The 16,527-nt window shown below is 72.3% G+C and carries 12 protein-coding genes; 5 read left to right on the forward strand and 7 right to left on the reverse strand.

The genetic code is table 11. The annotated features are described in order from the left end of the window. Positions 1-1,095: 1,095 nt before the first annotated feature. The 3 genes from Ade02nite_RS31105 to Ade02nite_RS31115 all read right to left on the reverse strand — a co-directional run bounded on the left by Ade02nite_RS31105 (position 1,096) and on the right by Ade02nite_RS31115 (position 5,214). A complete protein-coding gene (locus Ade02nite_RS31105; RefSeq protein ID WP_203771744.1) occupies positions 1,096-3,681 on the reverse strand; it encodes a putative bifunctional diguanylate cyclase/phosphodiesterase in 2,586 nt (861 codons plus the stop codon). Between the two features lie 184 nt (positions 3,682-3,865). After that, positions 3,866-4,141, reverse strand: coding sequence for a MoaD/ThiS family protein (locus Ade02nite_RS31110; protein WP_203771678.1), 276 nt, complete (start codon positions 4,139-4,141; stop codon positions 3,866-3,868). Further along, positions 4,141-5,214 (reverse strand): WD40/YVTN/BNR-like repeat-containing protein, encoded by a 1,074-nt coding sequence (locus Ade02nite_RS31115; RefSeq protein WP_203771680.1) that lies wholly within the window; start codon positions 5,212-5,214, stop codon positions 4,141-4,143. The genes Ade02nite_RS31110 and Ade02nite_RS31115 overlap by 1 nt, the downstream gene beginning before the upstream one ends. Before the next feature lie 64 nt (positions 5,215-5,278). Here Ade02nite_RS31115 and Ade02nite_RS31120 point away from each other — a divergent pair, with 64 nt between their 5' ends. Genes Ade02nite_RS31120 through Ade02nite_RS31135 form a run of 4 tightly spaced genes read left to right on the forward strand, consistent with a single transcriptional unit; the run spans position 5,279 to position 8,875 of the window. After that, positions 5,279-5,692, forward strand: a complete 414-nt coding sequence (locus Ade02nite_RS31120; RefSeq protein WP_203771682.1) for a PH domain-containing protein — start codon at positions 5,279-5,281, stop codon at positions 5,690-5,692. A gap of 48 nt (positions 5,693-5,740) precedes the next feature. Next, positions 5,741-6,919, forward strand: a complete 1,179-nt coding sequence (locus tag Ade02nite_RS31125) for a PQQ-dependent sugar dehydrogenase (RefSeq protein ID WP_239169193.1) — start codon at positions 5,741-5,743, stop codon at positions 6,917-6,919. Between the two features lie 47 nt (positions 6,920-6,966). After that, positions 6,967-8,604, forward strand: a complete 1,638-nt coding sequence (locus Ade02nite_RS31130) for a metallophosphoesterase family protein (protein WP_203771684.1) — start codon at positions 6,967-6,969, stop codon at positions 8,602-8,604. Between the two features lie 4 nt (positions 8,605-8,608). Next, a complete protein-coding gene (locus Ade02nite_RS31135; protein WP_203771686.1) occupies positions 8,609-8,875 on the forward strand; it encodes a hypothetical protein in 267 nt (88 codons plus the stop codon). Between the two features lie 326 nt (positions 8,876-9,201). On the opposite strand, the gene gatB is transcribed toward Ade02nite_RS31135, so the two are convergent. Next, a complete protein-coding gene (gatB, locus tag Ade02nite_RS31140) occupies positions 9,202-10,695 on the reverse strand; it encodes an Asp-tRNA(Asn)/Glu-tRNA(Gln) amidotransferase subunit GatB (protein ID WP_203771688.1) in 1,494 nt (497 codons plus the stop codon). 128 nt (positions 10,696-10,823) lie between these two features. On the opposite strand from gatB, the gene Ade02nite_RS31145 reads away from it, so the two are divergent. Further along, entirely contained in the window at positions 10,824-12,281 is a 1,458-nt protein-coding gene (locus tag Ade02nite_RS31145; protein ID WP_203771690.1) for a M1 family metallopeptidase, read from the forward strand. A gap of 18 nt (positions 12,282-12,299) precedes the next feature. Here the strand turns inward: Ade02nite_RS31145 and gatA are convergent, their stop codons facing one another. The 3 genes from gatA to Ade02nite_RS31160 form a co-directional block, all read right to left on the reverse strand. Next, positions 12,300-13,763: an Asp-tRNA(Asn)/Glu-tRNA(Gln) amidotransferase subunit GatA gene (gatA, locus tag Ade02nite_RS31150; protein ID WP_203771692.1), complete on the reverse strand. Its 1,464-nt coding sequence runs from the start codon at positions 13,761-13,763 to the stop codon at positions 12,300-12,302. 5 nt (positions 13,764-13,768) lie between these two features. Continuing rightward, complete coding sequence (gene gatC / locus Ade02nite_RS31155) at positions 13,769-14,068, reverse strand: Asp-tRNA(Asn)/Glu-tRNA(Gln) amidotransferase subunit GatC (protein ID WP_203771694.1); 300 nt, start codon at positions 14,066-14,068, stop codon at positions 13,769-13,771. 100 nt (positions 14,069-14,168) lie between these two features. Continuing rightward, the gene (locus Ade02nite_RS31160; protein WP_239169198.1) at positions 14,169-16,010 is read right to left on the reverse strand and encodes a putative bifunctional diguanylate cyclase/phosphodiesterase; all 1,842 of its coding nucleotides are present in this window, start codon (positions 16,008-16,010) and stop codon (positions 14,169-14,171) included. Positions 16,011-16,527: the final 517 nt, after the last annotated feature.

The raw sequence follows: 16,527 nt of genomic DNA on the forward strand, positions 1-16,527 counted from the left end.
ACCCGCTCCCAAACCCAGACGCAGAAACGAGCGCGCATCTCCGGCCCCGCCGCACACCCAAACCAGCGCACGTCCGCGACCCGCCGCCACACCGGGCCAGCGCGCTCCCCCGCCCCGCCGCCACACCCGGCCAGCGCACATCCCCGACCCGCCGCCACACCGGGCCAGCGCACCTCCGCGACCCGCCGTCACACCGGGCCAGCGCGCATCCCTCGCCCCGCCGCCACACCGGGCCAGCGCACATCCCCGACCCGCCGCCACACCCGGCCAGCGCACATCCCCGACCCGCCGCCACACCGGGCCAGCGGGCATCCCCCGGCCCGCCGCCAAATCCGGGCCAACGGAACCTCCCCGGACCCACCGCCACCCCGACCAACGCGCCTCCCCGAACCCACCGCCACACCCCCACCAACGGGCCTTCCCCACCCGCCGCCACACACGGACACAGAGCCAGTGCACCTCTTGTCACCCGCCCGCCATCCGGACACAGAACCAGCGCTTCCTCCACGGACCCGCCTCCACATCCGGACATAGCGTCGGTGCGCCCTTCCCTTCACCCCGCCTTCCACATCCCGCGCGCCGCGTCGGCGAACTTCGGGCACCCACTGGAGGACGTCGACCGAGGCCCGCCGATCCAGCGCGTTCGAGGAGAACGGCGATCGCGGTTGCGGATTGCAGGTCGGATGGGGGTACTGATAGCGCCAGGTCTGCACCTCGCCCGCACGACACGGGGCCCAGTTAGGGCGCGGCGGCTCGCCAGGGAGTCACCAGTGCGTTCCGCGGCGGATCAGCGCGAACTCCCTGGCCGTCGTGGACACGGCTCACAAGCCCGCTGCGGGCACCGCGCCCGCGCCGCACCCGCACGACAAGGCGCCCGGATCAAGCGCGCCGCCCGCACGACAAGGCGCCCGGATCAAGCGCGCCGCCCGCACGACAAGGCGCCCGGACCAAGCGCGCCGGCTCTCCAGGTAAGCCTCGATACGTTCCGCGACGACTGGGCAGCCCAACCCGAACCCCTGGCCGCCGTGAACACAGGTCACACGTTGGCTGAGAGCGCCACACCTGCGCCCCGCCCGCACGACAAAGGCGCCCGACTCAGGCGCGGTGGCTCTCCAGATAGGCCTCGATGCGTTCCGCGGGGGCGGGGCGCCCCAGCGCGAACCCCTGGCCGTAGAGGCAGCCGGCCTGGGCGGCGCGATCGATCTGCTCGGGTGCTTCCAGGCCCTTGGCGACGATCTCCAGGCCGAGGCGGCGGCCGAGGCTCACCACGACGTCGATGACCGCGGGGCCGCTGCCGGGGGTGGCTTCGGGCGCGGTGTTGGTGAGGGAGGCGTCGAGCTTGAGCATGTCGACCGGGAGCCGGCGCAGGTGGGACAGGGACGCCTGGCCGGCGCCGAAGTCGTCGAGCGCGGCTCGTACGCCCAGCTTGCGCAGGCCGGAGAGCGACGCCACGATCGCCGGGACGTCCTCAGCGATCCATGTCTCGGCGACCTCGATGACCAGGCGCTCGGGCGTGATGCCGTAGCGGCGCAGGGTGGCGGCGACCCGGTCGGGGAAGCGGGCCGTCAGTAGCTCGCGCGGGGCCACGTTGATGGAGAGCCAGAAGCCGTTGTCTCCGGTCGACCACGCTGACAGGTGTTTGCAGGCCGTGTCGAGGACCCATTCGTCGAGATCGGCGGCGATGCCCACGGCCCGGGCGATCGGGAGGAGCTCGTTCGGCATGATGGTGCCGAGGGTGGGGTGGCGCCAGCGCAGCAGGGCCTCGACGCCGGCCGGCTGGTCGTCGCGCAGGCCCACGACGGGCTGGAAGACCAGGTCGAGCTCGCCTCGCTCGACCGCGCCGAGCACCTCGCGCTCCAGGTCCATCCGGCGGTTGAGCTTCATCTCGACGTCGGGGTCGTACCACTCCACGCGGTCGAGGCCCAGCTGACGGGCGCGCTTGCGGGCCAGGTCGGCGTGGCGCAGCACCTCGTCGGAGTCGGCGCCACCGGCCAGCTCGGCCAGGCCGATGCTGGTGTGCACCTCGACGACCGCGCCGGGCAGTTGGTGGGGCTCGGCCAGGACGGTCGCGATGCGGGTGGCGAGCGCGTAGGCCAGCACCGCGCCGTCGGCGGTGAGCACCGCGAACTCGTCGCCGCCGAGCCGGGCGGGCACGTCGTCGTCACCGAGGAGCGCGCGCAGGCGGCGGCCCACCTCGATGAGGACCGCGTCGCCGGTCTCGCGGCCGCGCGCGTCGTTGATCTCGCCGAGGCCGTGCAGGTCGATCACGAGCAGCGTGCCCTGCCGGCCCGCGCGGCGCCGGTATGCCAGCAGGTCACGCATGAGCGCCCGCCGGTTCGCGAGCCCGGTGAGCTGATCGGTGTACGACAGCTTGTGCAGCGCCCGCTCGAGGTGACGCCGCTCGCCGATGTCGCGCACGTGCACGACGAGGGCCGCCACCTCGGGCACCGACCGCTGGTCGGCGATGGTCGACTCGGTGTCGCGCCACAGCTCGGCGCCGTCTCGCAGGCGGGCGGTGACCAGCGCGGGCGGGCCGTCGGCGTGCTCGCCGGCCAGCACCGAGTCGATCACCTCCTGGGCGTCCGCCACGTCGTCGGGGTGGATCAGGTCGCGGAACGCCTTGCCCACCACCTCGTCGTCGGAGAGGCCGAACAGGCGGGACGCGGCCGGCGACTGCCAGCGGATGCGCAGCTGTTCGTCGAGCACGAGGGTGAGGTCGGTGGCGCCGGCCACCAGCGAGCGGAAGTGCGCCTCGGCGGTCTGGAGCTGTCCCGCGTATTTGCGGATGTCGCGGACCACGAGCAGCTCGCGCAGCACGAGCACGGCGACCATCGCGATGCCGAGGATGATGCTGGTCGGGTCGAAGCTGCGGACCTCGACGAGATGCCAGATCGCCGCGATCACGCCGACCGCGGCCGGGACGGCGAGCAGCGGGTAGCTCGCCAGGTATTGGTCGGGGTTGCGCGGTTCGAGCGGCGGCAGCGGCAGGTCGCGGCGGGAGCCGCCGTCGGCCGTCAGCGCGAGCCCGGCCACCAGCGGCACGCCGATCAGGGCCAGCGCGGCCGTGTCGCCGCGGCCCAGGGTGACCAGCGTGGCGACGGCGGACAGCCCGATGAGCACGGTGATCGCCCCGGCGCCGCAGCGGATGGCGGGACGCCGGTGCGGCGTGCCGCGCAGCACCGAGACCAGCACGATCGCGATGCCCGTGGCGGTGATGAGCGTGACCGGCAGGGTGGCCGCGTGCGCGTCCTTGACCGGCGGGATGAGATATCCGGCGAAGGCGATGCTGACGCCGAGGCCGAGCCCGTCGAAGGCGCGCCGGCTGTGCAGCGCCCAGCCGCGCCCGGCGCCGGGGAGCAGCAGGGTGCCGACGGAGTAGCACGCCGCGGCCACACCTAGCCCGGCCGTCGCCCACACTCCCGCCCCCGGCGGCGGCCAGGCGGGCACGATCGCCGTGAGGGCCGTCGCGAGGCCGCCCATGCCGACGAAGCCCGCACCGCGGCACGCCACGAACGTGCCGTCGGCGTGGTGGATCGCCAGGGCGGCGCGGACGAGGACCGCGGCGGCGACGAGCCCGTAGCCGCCGACCGCCACGGCCAGCGCGACCCGGCCCGGGACAAGCCCGGTCGCACCGGCCAGCAGAATGATCATGGCGAGGGCCGCGGGCACACCGAGCACCATCACCCGGCGATGAGACAACCGGGTGGCAGGTGCGGTGGGGGGCGGCACTGCCAAATCGACGATCCTCTGTGATTCTCGCCGGGTGGGGGTGGTCGGGGCGTTGCACCGGTTAAACGACGCGTCCCTCGAACAGGTTACGGCCGAGTGAACCAGGCGCGCACGCCCAGATCGTCTGCTATGGACATCAGCCCCCGGCGACCGACGGCAGCACCTGGATCTCGGAGCTCGCGGTCACCGGGGTCTCGAGCCCCGCGGTGCGACGGCTGTCCTCACCGTCCACGTAGACATTGACGTAGCGCCGCACCGCGCCCTGCTCGTCGCGGATGCGCCGGGCGAGCCGGGGCCATCGCTCGTCGACCTCGGCGAACACGGCCGCCAGCGTGCCCGACGCGGTGATCTCCAGCCGGGACGCGCCACCCGCCTCGGCGCGCAGCACGCCCGGCACGAGGATGACCGGCATCAGACCGACACCGCCCGCACGGAAAGGACGTCGGGCAGGTGGGCGGCGACCATGGTCCACGTCTCGCCCTCGTCGTGACTCGCGAAGACCTCGCCGGCCCGGGTGCCGAAGTAGACGCCGGCCGGGCTGCCGTCGTCGGCGCACATCGCGTCGCGCAGCACCACGGGGTAGTAAGGCCCGTCGGGCAGCCCCGTCTCCTGTGCCTCCCACTTGTCGCCGCCGTCGGTCGAGCGGAAGACGCGGCAGCGCAGCTCGGTGGGATGCCGCTGGGAGTCGGCGGTCAGCGGGAAGTTCCAGATCACGCCGGGCCGGGAGGGATGGGCCACCATCGGGAAGCCGAAGTCGCTGGGGAGCGTGTCGGCGATCGACTGCCACGAGTCGCCGCCGTCGGTGGAGCGGTAGACACCGTGATGATTTTGCGCGTAGAGCCGGTCGGGGTCGGCGCCGTCGCGGGCCACCCGGTGCACGCACTGGCCGAACTCGGGCCAGGGGTCGGGCATGAAATACGCCTTGATGCCCTTGTTGGCGGGCGCCCAGGTCTCGCCGCCGTCGGAGGTGCGGTAGACGCCGCCGGTGGACATGGCCACGAGCACGCGGGCGGGGTCGGTGGGGTGCGGCAGGATCGTGTGGATGGCCTGCCCGCCGAAGCCGGCGCCCCACTCGGTGCGGTGGGGGTGGTCCCACAGGCCGCGCACGAGCTCGAAGGAGCGGCCGCCGTCGGTGGAGCGGAAGAGCGCGGACGGCTGGGAGCCCGCGTAGATCACGCCGGGCTCGCCGGCGACGATCTGCCAGATGCGCTCGACGGAGACGCCGGTGTCGGCGGGGAAGGCGATGGGTGCGGAGTCGGGCTCTGCCCAGGTCTCGCCCAGGTCGTCGCTCACCGCGACGCTCGGCCCGAAATGTGAGTTGTCCACCGCGGCGAGAAGCCGCGGCCGGGAACCCCGGTTGTCCACGCCGATCGTGTAGATCGCCGTGCCGGAGAACTGTGCCGGTCCCACTTGCCAGGTCCGGCGGTCGTCGCTGGTGGCCAGGAACAGCCCTTTCTGCGTTCCGATCGCGAGCAGCGTTGTCATGCCGATGAGTATGCGCCGAGGGTCCGACATAAATGGCGCACAAGGCGGGTGGGAGAATGAACGGGTGAGCTCTAAGCCCCTTCTCCGCGTCCGCAAGACCGGCGCACTGCTGGTCGCGGCCGTGCTGGCGTTCCTCGGCGCCATCCCGTTCGCCGGCGCCCGGTGGGAGCTCACCCCGATCCTGCTGATCCCCGTCGTCTTCTTCGTCTGGGCGTGGCGGGCCGGCACCGATGTCTACGAGGACGAGCTGCGCGTCAAGGCGCTCGTGGGCAGCACCCGGGTGCCGTGGCCGCGGATCGCCGAGCTGGCGCCCGACGAGCGCGGCCAGGTCTCCGCCCTGCTCGACAACGGCAACGTCATCAAGCTGACCGCCGTGACCACCCACAACCTGCCGAACGTGCTCGCCGCGGGCAAGCAGAAGATCTCCGCCGACGGCCAGGAGATCACCGGCGACGAGGAGATCAAGGACGCCGACTGACTCAGGTTGCGCCGCTACCCTGGGGTGCGTCGAGATCGAGGAGGTCGAGTGATCGTGCGTTCCCGCCGAGGCCGGGCCGGCGCCGCCGCGCTGGTCGCCGTGCTCGCGCTCACCGCGGGGTGCAGCTTCGGGCCGCCCGATCCCGATCAGCAGGGCGCCCCGCCCAACCTGCCCAAGCCCTCGGCCGCCGTGCCGTCCGGCGAGGCCGGCGAGCCCGAGGGCGGCACCCAGGAGGTCGCCATCACGGTGCTGGCCAGGGCGCTCGACGTCCCGTGGGGCATGGCCTTCCTGCCCGACGGCGCGGCGCTGGTCACCGAGCGCGACACCGGCCGCATCCTCGAGATCGGTCCCGACTCCAACGCGGACGGCCTGACCATCACCGAGGCGCAGCGCCTCGCCGAGGTGCAGGCGTCGGGCGACGGCGGCCTGCTCGGCATCGCGGTGTCGCCGAAGTACGAGAGCGACAAGACCGTCTACGTCTACTACTCGACGGCCAAGGACAACCGGATCGGCAAGCTCACCCTCGGCGGCAAGCTCACCCCGATCCTCACCGGCATCCCGCGCTCCGTCGACGCCAACGGCGGCGCGCTCGCCTTCGGCCCCGACAATTTCCTGTACGCGGGGACGGGCGACGGCACGAGCGCTGGCACGCTCGCGCAGGACCCGAAGAGCCTCGGCGGCAAGATCCTGCGCATGACCACCGCCGGCAAGCCCGCACCGGGCAACCCGGTGGCGACCTCGCTCGTCTGGTCCTCCGGTCACCACAACGTCCAGGGCATCACCTGGGACAAGACCAAGAGGATGTACGCGACGGAGACCGGCCAGAAGAAGTCCGGCGAGCTCAACGTGATCGTCAAGGGCAAGAACTACGGCTGGCCCAAGGCCGACGGCGCGGCGACCGACCCGAAGCTGACCAACCCGATGGTCAGCTGGCCGATCGCCGAGTCCTCCTGCTCCGGCGTGGCCGCGCTGGAGCAGACAGTGGCCACGGCCTGCCTGGCCGGCAAGCGGGTCTACCTGCTGAGCGTCACCGGCAACGGCACCGTGCTCGGCACCCCGCAGTCGGTGCTCACCGACGAGTACGGCCGGCTGCGCGGCATCGTCGCCGCCCCCGACGGCTCGCTCTGGGTGAGCACGTCCAACCGGGAGGACGACGGCAATCCCGCGACCGACGACGACCGCATCATTCGGCTGGTCTTCTCCGATGGTGGCGCCGGCCGCAGTTGACCGGTGACACGGTTTGACGGGAAGCGGGTGGGGGCAGGGAGCCGACGATGACCGAGCACAAGGCCTCGGCGGCGACGTGGCGCCGCGGGTGGGCAGCAGTTGACCGATACGCGCGGGCGACCGCCCGGTTCGCCGGACGGGTGCGCCGCAGCCGCTGGACCCGCAGGGTGCGCACCGGCGCGGCGATCGCGCTGGTCGGTGTCGGCGGCGTGGTGGTCGGCACGATGCTCTTCGCGCACGCCGACCTCAACGTCGGCCCGTTCCGCGCCGAGATGTCGATCAGCCCGTCGCTGTTCGGCGGCACCGAGGTCGACCTGCCGCCGCTCGGCTCGCTCCACCTCGACAGCCACAGCGGCCCGATCCACCTCAAGGTCAACCTGGCGTCGCTCGACCAGAGCCGCACCGAGGCGCTGATCGACGATCCCACGGCGATCAGCTCGGCCGGCGAGAACGCGGTCGAGGACGTCCGCACCGGCGTGATCCGGCTCGGCGTGCGCACGCTCGGCATCGCGGTGCTCAGCGCGCTGATCCTCTCGGCCCTGATCTTCCGGAACGTGCGCCGGGTGGCCGCCGCGGGCGTGACGGCCCTGGTGGTGACCGGGGGCAGTCTCGGCCTGGCGGCCGGCACGCTGCGCCCCGACTCGATCGCCGAGCCACGATACGAGGGCCTGCTCGTCAACGCGCCCGCCGTGGTCGGCGACGCTCGCCGCATCGCGGACAACTACGGCAAGTACGCCGACCAGCTCCAGCAGATCGTCAGCAACGTGAGCCGCCTCTACACGACGGTCTCCGCGCTCCCGGTCTACGAGCCGGCCGGCAACACCACCCGCATCCTGCACGTCTCGGACCTGCACCTGAACCCGTCGTCGTGGGGCCTGATCCGCACGGTGGTGCAGACCTTCGAGATCGACGCCGTGATCGACACCGGCGACCTGGTCGACTGGGGCAGCAGCGCCGAGACGGGGTACGCGGCCTCGATCCCCTCGGTCGGCGTCCCGTACATCTGGGTCCGCGGCAACCACGACTCGGCAGCGATCCAGGCCGCGGTGAAGCGCCAGGACAACGCGATCGTGCTGGACAACCAGATCACCGAGGTGGACGGCCTGACCATCGCGGGCATCGGCGACCCGGAGTTCACCCCCGACAAGAGCGAGACCCCGGCGGCGGAGGACCCGGCCGCCACGGCCGACGACCCGCTGCTGCGCGCCGGCACCCAGCTCGCCGACACGGTCCGCGCCTCGGGCAAGACGGTCGACGTCGCGCTTGTGCACGACCCGGCGATGGCGCCCCCGCTCTCCGGGGTGGTGCCGCTGGTGCTGGCCGGCCACAAGCACCAGCGCGAGGTGAGCCTGCTGCCCGCGCCGGCCGCGGAGCCGGGCGCCTCCGTGTCGCCCTCCCCGGCGCCCTCCGCCGACGGCGCGGCGCAGCAGCCGATGGAGACCCGCCTGATGGTCGAGGGTTCCACGGGCGGCGCCGGCCTGCGCGGCCTGGAGAAGGAGGAGCCGACCCCGTTGAGCCTGTCGGTCCTCTACTTCGACGAGAATCGCCAGCTCAAGGCATACGACGACATCCAGCTGGGCGGCACCGGCGAGTCCAACGTCGAGATGCAGCGCAACGTGGTCGGCGCCGAGCCCGAGGAGACGGAGTCCCCGTCCCCCTCGACGTCGGTGGTGCCGCAACGCTGACGCATTGACAAGGTCCACTTCGCGGCCGTACGTTTCCCCGCCCGCGTCGTTCCTGCTCTTCGTCAACGCGGACGACTCCTACGCCGACGATCCGGCCGCCGGCCTGGGCATGCACGCCCTCCGGATGGGAATCAGGGTGGCCGGTGTGGTGCTGCTGCTGTTCGGTGTCTGGCAGATCCGCGAGCAGATCCACCGTGCGGTCGCCGCCGCGGGCGTGACCTTGCGGGTGGCGGATCTGTGCCCGCGCGCCGCCCCGCCAGCTGGCGCCTGACCGCCCACGCGGGACCACAACGGCCCACCCTCGTCGGATCGGCAGCCACCCGAGCCCGCCCGCCGGCGCCCACGCGGGCCCACACCGCCCACCCTCGTCATACCGGTAGCCACGCTGACCCCGCCGGGCGGCGTCTGACCCCCCCGCCGGGCGCACACCGCCCGGCCGGCGGCAACCGCCCGGGGCGCCGCCGGACCAACTCGGGTGCGCGGCCGCAGGGGTTGCCCTCGTTGCAGGACAACCCGGCGGCCGCGGCAGGAGGCCGGGACGGCACGGCCCGGGCTCGGTGGCCGAGGGCTGTTCGGCCGCCCGTACCTCTTCTTGATCTAGGAGAGACGCTGGAGGATCAGCTCGCGGACGGACTTGGCGTCGGCCTGGCCGCGGGTGGTCTTCATGACGGCGCCGACCAGGGCGCCGGCGGCGGCCACCTTGCCGTCGCGGATCTTGGCGGCGATGTCGGGGTTGGCGGCGATGGCCTCGTCGACGGCGGCGGTCAGGGCGCCGGTGTCGGAGACGACCTCGAGGCCACGGGCGGCCATGACCTCGGCCGGGTCGCCCTCGCCGGCCACGACGCCCTCGAGCACCGTGCGGGCCAGCTTGTCGTTGAGCTTGCCCTCGTCGACCAGCTTTTGCAGGGCGGCGACCTGAGCGGGCGTGGCGCCGACGTCGGCGAGCTCCACACCGGTCTCGTTGGCGCGGCGGGCCAGCTCACCCATCCACCACTTGCGGGCGCCCGCGGGCGACGCGCCGGCGGCGATGGTCTCCTCGATCAGCTCGACGGCGCCCGCGTTGGCCACGGACTGCATGTCGATCGCGCTGATGCCCCACTCCTCGCTCAGCCGGGCGCGCTTGGCGCTCGGGCGCTCGGGCAGGGCCGCCTTGAGCTCGGCCACCCACGCCGGGTCGGGCGCGATCGGCACCAGGTCGGGCTCGGGGAAGTAGCGGTAGTCGGTCGCCGTCTCCTTGGAGCGGCCGGGGCTGGTGTCGCCGCGGTCCTCGTGGAAGTGGCGGGTCTCCTGCACGATGCGGCCACCCTCGTCGAGCACCGACGTCTGCCGGATGATCTCGGAGCGGACGGCGCGCTCGACGGAGCGCAGCGAGTTGACGTTCTTGGTCTCGGTGCGGGTGCCCCACTCCTCGCCGGGCTTGTTGAGCGAGGTGTTGACGTCGCAGCGCAGCGAGCCCTGCTCCATGCGCACGTCGGAGACGCCGAGCGAGCGGATGATGTCGCGCAGCTCGGTCACGTAGGCCCGGGCCACCTCGGGGGCGAGCGCGCCGAGGCCCGGCACCGGCTTGGTGACGATCTCGACCAGCGGGATGCCGGCGCGGTTGTAGTCGACGAGCGACTCGGTGGCGCCGTGGATGCGGCCGGTCGCGCCGCCCACGTGCAGCGTCTTGCCCGTGTCCTCCTCGAGGTGCACGCGCTCGATGCCGATGCGGTAGGTCTTGCCGTCGAACTCGACGTCGACGTAGCCGTCGGTGCACAGCGGCTCGTCGTACTGCGAGGTCTGGAAGTTCTTCGGCATGTCGGGGTAGAAGTAGTTCTTGCGCGCCATGCGGCACCAGGTGGCGATGTCGCAGTTGAGCGCCAGGCCGATCCGGATGGTCGCCTCGATGCCGGCCCGGTTGGCCACCGGCAGCGCGCCGGGCAGGGCCAGGCAGACCGGGCAGACCTGAGTGTTGGGCTCGGCGCCGAAGTCGGTGCGGCAGCCGCAGAACATCTTGGTGGCCGTGCCCAGCTCGACGTGGGTCTCCAGGCCGATGACCGGCTCGTAACGCGAAACGGCGTCCTCGTATGAGGGCAGCACGGTGGTGGTCATGCGGTGAGCTCCCAGGTGAAGGACTGGCGACTGAACGGCTTTAAGACTAGTGGGCCCCACCGACAGAAATTCCGGTGACCCAGGACCCGCCCCCACGGCGGATGATCATTTAGGTACCGTTCGCGGCCATGCGACGCGTTCCCCTCGCCGTCGTCGCCCTCACCGCGGCATCTCTGCTCGCCGGTTGCGACGGCACGCCCACCCCCGAGCCGGTCACGCCGACGGCCTCCGCCCCACCCTCGGCCCCCGCCAAGGCCGCGATCGACTACTCCGCCTGGCAGGCCGGCTCGTCGCGGCCGGTCGCCGACAAGCTCTACCCCCAGCACGGCACCGCCGCCCTCGACGTCCTGCACTACGACCTCCAGCTCGCCTGGCAGCCCAAGACCAAAACGCTCACCGGCAAGGCCACGCTGCGCATCCGCCCCACCGCCGACGCGCCACAGATCAAACTCGACTTCAAGCCGTACGCGCTGGGCGAAGTCACCGTGGACGGCGCCGCGGTGTCCGGCGCCAAGGTGACCGGCGAAAAGCTTGTCGTACCGGCTGCCGTGAAAAGCGATGAACCGGTCACCCTGGCCGTCGACTACCACGGCAAGCCGGCCACGACCCCGATGCCGTCACACCGCAGCGACGTGGAGCCGCTCGGCCTGACGATCACCAAGGACGGCGGCCTCTGGACGATGCAGGAGCCGTTCGGGGCCTTCACCTGGTACCCGGCGAACGACCAGCCGTCCGACAAGGCGCTCTACGACATCGCGGTGACCGTGCCGGCGGGCTGGTCGGCGATCGCGGCGGGCACCCCGGTGGGCCAGAGCGGCACCACGTTCCGCTACCGCAGCACCGACCCGATGGCGTCCTACCTCCAGACGCTGGCCGTCGGCAAATACAAGAAGGTCACCGCCAAGGGCCCGCACAACCTGCCGCTGACGTACTGGTACCGCCCCGGCGTCGACGAGCGGCTGCTGCCGTCGATGAAGAAGTCGCCGGCGTTCCTGAGCTTCCTGGAGAAGCGCTTCGGCCCCTACCCGTTCCCCACCGGCGGCATCGTGATCGTCGACTCGGCCTCCGGCATGGAGACCCAGCAGATGATCACGATGGGCGGCAAGCCGGCGAAGTTCGACCCGGCCGCCTACGAGGAGGACCTGCTCCACGAGTACGCACACCAGTGGTTCGGCGACTCGGTGACCCCGAGCACCTGGACCGACCTGTGGCTCAACGAGGGCTGGGCGACCTACGTGCAGTTCCTCTACCAGCAGAGCATCGACCACTTCAGCGACGCGGAGCTGGAGCGCTACCTGCGCGAGGCCGACGCGTCGCTGCGCGCCAAGCTGGGCCCGCCCGGCTCGCCCAAGGCGGCGAACTTCGCGGAGAGCAACGTCTACCTCTGCCCGGCCGCGATGCTCAAGGAGCTGAACGACGCCCTCGGCGACGCGAAGTTCTTCGCGCTCGGCAAGGCGTGGGTCCAGACGCAGAAGAACACCCAGCAGAACCGGGCGTCGTTCATCGCCTTCGTCAACAAGCAGACCGGCAAGGACTTCACCAAGCTGATCAACAGTTGGCTGGACGCGAGGTCCACCCCGAAGTAGGGGCGGACCTCGCGCACCTCACAGCGCGGGCGGGGTGAGGGTGCCGACCGCCGACTCCAGGGCCGCGGCGACGCGGTACATGCGGTCGTCGGCCATGGTCGGCGCCATCACCTGGAACCCGACGGGCAGGCCGTCGGCGAGGCCGCACGGGACCGAGATCGCCGGGCCGCCGTACAGGTTGGTGGGAATCGTGAAGAGGTCCGCCAGGTACATCTGGTAGGGGTCGCTGGTGCGCGAGCCGAACGGGAACGCGACGAACGGGGTGGTCGGCGAGACCAGCACGTCGACGCGCTCGAAGGCGGACTCGAAGTCGCGGGTGATCAGCGTGCGGACCTTCTGGGCCTGCCCGTAGTAGGCGTCGTAGTAGCCGGAGGACAGCGCGTAGGTGCCGAGGATGATGCGGCGCTTCACCTCGGGGCCGAAGCCGGCCTCGCGGGTCAGCGACATGACCTCCTCGAGCGAGCGGTTGCCGTCGTCGCCGACGCGCAGGCCGTAGCGCACGCCGTCGAAGCGGGCCAGGTTGGACGACGCCTCGCTCGGGGCGATCAGGTAGTAGGCCGGCAACGCGTACTGGAAGTGGGGGCAGGAGACCTCCACGACCTCGGCGCCCAGCTTGACCAGGGCCTCGAGCGACTCGTGGAAGGCGGCCAGCACGCCCGGCTCGGAGCCGTCGCCGGCGAACTCCTTGACCAGGCCCAGCTTGACGCCGGCCAGGTCGCCCGAGCCGCCGCGGCGGGCCGCGGCCACGACGTCGGGCACCGGCTGCGGGATCGAGGTGGAGTCGCGCGGGTCGTGGCCGGCGATCACCGAGTGGAGCAGGGCCGCGTCCTCGACCGTGCGGGCGCAGGGGCCCGGCGTGTCGAGCGACGAGGAGAACGCGATGAGGCCGTAGCGGGAGGTGCCGCCGTACGTCGGCTTGGCGCCGACCGTGCCGGTGACCGCGCCGGGCTGGCGGATCGAGCCGCCGGTGTCGGTGCCGATGGCGAGCGGGGCCTCGTACGCCGCGAGGGCCGCCGCGCTGCCGCCGCCCGAGCCGCCGGGGATGCGCCCGAGGTCCCAGGGGTTGTTCGTGGCGCCGTACGCCGAGTATTCGGTGGAGGAGCCCATCGCGAACTCGTCCATGTTGGTCTTGCCGAGCATCACCGTGCCGGCCGCGCGCAGCCGCTCGACGAGCGTCGCGTCGTAGGGCGGCACCCAGCCCTCAAGGATCTTCGAGGCGGCGGTGGTGGGCACGCCCTTGGTGGCGATGACGTCCTTGACAGCGACGGGCACGCCGGCGAGCGGGCCGGTGACCTCGCCCTTGTCGACCCGCTCGGCGGCGGCGAGCGCGCCCTCGCGGTCGACGTGGAGGAAGGCGTGGACGCGGTCGTCGACGGCCTCGATGCGGTCGAGGTGGGCGGTGGCGACCTCGACGGCCGAGGTCTCCTTGTCGGCGATCGCCTTGGCGAGCTGAGCCGCCGACATCCTGATCAGATCGGTCACGGCGGTCAGTCCTCCTCGTCCAGGATCCGCGGTACGCGGAAGCGGCCCTCGTACGCGTCGGGAGCCCCGGAGAGCGCCTCGTCCTGCGTGAGGCACGGCTGCGGCACGTCGTCGCGGTACACGTTCGTCAGCGGCACGGAGTGTGAGGTCGGCGGGATGTCCTCCGCGGCCACCTCACCGACCCGGGCGACGGACTGGAGGATCACGTCGAGCTGGCCCGCGAACCGATCCAGTTCCTCCTCGGTCACGGCGAGCCGCGACAGGCGCGCCAGGTGGGCGACCTCTTCGCGGGAGATGGCGGCCATCCTGCCCCTACTTTCTCGAATGCGACGCTGACTGGTGGAGTCTATTTCGCCCGCGGATGGCGGCGGCTGGCGGGACCGCCGCGGCGCGGCGCGTGCCCCGCTACTTGCTGGGCAGGGCGGCCCGCGGCAGGCGCAGCGGCCGGTATCGGGACAGCCAGCCCAGCAGCTCCGGGGCGGGCATCGGGCGGGCGTGGAACCAGCCCTGCGCGGCGTGGCAGCCGGCCTCGGCGAGCAGCCGCCACGTGCGCTCGTCCTCGACGCCCTCGGCGACCGCGCGCAGCCCGAGCGCCTCGGCCAGGTCGATCACCGAGCGCACGATGGCCGCGTCGCCCCGGTCGGTGGCCATGCCGAGCACGAACGAACGGTCGATCTTCACCTCGGCCAGCGGCAGCCGGCGCAGGTGCTGAAGGCTCGAATAGCCGGTGCCGAAGTCGTCCAGCGAGATCGCGATGCCCATCCGGTCCAGCCGCGTGATCGTGTTGAGCACGCGGTGCGGGTCGGCCATCAGCGCGCTCTCGGTGATCTCCAGCTGCAGCAGGTCGGCCGGCACGGCGTACCGCCGCAACAGCTCGTCGACCCGGTCGGCGATGTCACCGGCGTGCAGGTCCCGCGCGCTGACATTGACCGCGGCCCGGATCGGCCGTCCCGCGTCGCGCCACTCGGCGAGCTGGGCGACGACCTCGTGCAGCACCCGGCCGGTGAGAAGCCGCATCACCGGGGTCGGCTCGGCCACCCGGATCAGCTCCTCGGGCCCGACCAGGCCGCGCTCCGGGTGCCGCCAGCGCAGCAGCGCCTCCACGCCGACCATCTCACCGGTCGCGATGGCGATCTGCGGCTGGTAGAAGAGCGTGATCCCGTCGTCGGGCGCGTCCGCCCGCAGCGCGTGCCGCAGGTCGGCGAGAAGAGTAAGGCGGTCGGGTGAGTGGTGTGCGGCGTCGGGCCCGTAGACGGCGATCTGGTCGCCGCGCTGCTTCGCGTCGTACATGGCGGTCTCGGCCTGCCGCAGCAGGGTCGCCCCGTCGCCGCCCGGCTCCCGTTGCAGCGCTATCCCGATCGAGGCGGTCACGTCGACCGGCGTGCCGTCGAGGGCGAACGGCCGGTTGAGGGCCTCGGCGAGGTGATGCGCGATGCGCCGCGCACCGGGCGCGCCGTCGACCCGGGTGGCCAGCACGGCGAACTCGTCGCCGCCCAGCCGTACGACAAGATCGTGGGAGGGAACGACGGCCGCGAGCCGCCGGGCGACCTCGACGAGCAGGCGGTCCCCCACGCCGTGCCCGAGCGCGTCGTTGACCGTGCGGAAGCGATCCAGATCGAGGAGCAGAAGCGCGAGCCGCTTGCCACGGCCGTGCGAGAGGACGGAGGCGTGCAGGGCGCGCCGATCGGGCAGACCGGTGAGAGCGTCGACCCGTTCCAGGTCCCCCGCGGACCGCACCATCCGGTGGACGGCGTGCAAAGCGAGCAGGACAAGGGGTACGAAGGCCAGCCCGACCTGCGCGGTGGCGAGCACCACGGGACCGAGCAGCAGCAAAGCCCCGGTGGCCAGGAACCCGGCCCCTCGCCGCTGTCCCGGCCGCTCCCCCGTCGCCCGGGCCACCATCGCGGCGAGCCCGTAGCGCGCGACGACCCAGGCCCCGGCGGCGGCCACGATGAGCAGGGCATCGTCCCAGTCGTAGGTGGGCCCGCCGCGCAAACTGGCGACAGCCGCGGCAACACCAAGGGCGACACCATGCTGTACGCCGAGAAGCACCGTCCGCCGAACCGGCTGCCGCAGCCGGGCGCCCGCGACGGCCACCGCGACCACCTGCACGGCGAGCGCCGCCCCGAACCCCCAGGCCAGCACGGTCGCGAAGGTGAAACAGATCGACGGCAGGATCACCGACCTGGCCCGCCGGTCGGCCATGACATAGGGCCTGGCGTCAACGGCAACGGCGAGCGCGGCCATCAGCCAGTAGGCCGCGGGCAACTCACCGAAGGAGCCCCCCGCACGCAGCACAATCGCCGCGTCGACCACAAGCGCCAGCATCCCGGTGACGAGGAGCGCCCGCCGCCGCTTGGGGCCCCGAAGCCGCCGGTCCCCACCGGACAGCCGCTCGTCACCGCGCAACAGGTCACCGTCGGGGCTCGTCGAGTCTCGGGCGCTGTCCGGGAGGTCGGCGGACACGTGTTCGCCCCCAGCGTGGCCGGGCCCGGCGACGCGGCGGTTCGCCGTGGCGTTGCGGGGGCGTGCTGCGTCCATGCGACCTCCACCATGGCGTCGATCAACCAATCGTTCTCACGATAGATCCACATGGTCTTTTCGCCGCGAAACCGCTTTGCCGTTATCAAATCGGCATAAGCCTCCAAACGCGCAATAAACCCAAATTACCGCCTTCGAGTGACACGGTTCCGGCCCATGACCTGCCTCCCGCAATGGCCTCGTGGCAACCAGCCACCACCGTGGCCCTCTCCGAGACGGCGAC

This window comes from Paractinoplanes deccanensis, from assembly GCF_016862115.1.
GTDB classification, from domain to species: Bacteria; Actinomycetota; Actinomycetes; order Mycobacteriales; family Micromonosporaceae; genus Actinoplanes; species Actinoplanes deccanensis.

Bases quoted from the DNA above. Each gene is read 5' to 3' on its own strand.
- Ade02nite_RS31105 (WP_203771744.1), bottom strand. From the start codon at position 3,681: ATGGTGCTCGGTGTGCCCGCGGCCCTCGCCATGATCATTCTGCTGGCC.
- Ade02nite_RS31110 (WP_203771678.1), bottom strand. From the start codon at position 4,141: ATGCCGGTCATCCTCGTGCCGGGCGTGCTGCGCGCCGAGGCGGGTGGC.
- Ade02nite_RS31115 (WP_203771680.1), bottom strand. From the start codon at position 5,214: ATGACAACGCTGCTCGCGATCGGAACGCAGAAAGGGCTGTTCCTGGCC.
- Ade02nite_RS31130 (WP_203771684.1), top strand. From the start codon at position 6,967: ATGACCGAGCACAAGGCCTCGGCGGCGACGTGGCGCCGCGGGTGGGCA.
- gatB (WP_203771688.1), bottom strand. From the start codon at position 10,695: ATGACCACCACCGTGCTGCCCTCATACGAGGACGCCGTTTCGCGTTAC.
- Ade02nite_RS31145 (WP_203771690.1), top strand. From the start codon at position 10,824: ATGCGACGCGTTCCCCTCGCCGTCGTCGCCCTCACCGCGGCATCTCTG.
- gatC (WP_203771694.1), bottom strand. From the start codon at position 14,068: ATGGCCGCCATCTCCCGCGAAGAGGTCGCCCACCTGGCGCGCCTGTCG.
- Ade02nite_RS31160 (WP_239169198.1), bottom strand. From the start codon at position 16,010: ATGGCCGCGCTCGCCGTTGCCGTTGACGCCAGGCCCTATGTCATGGCC.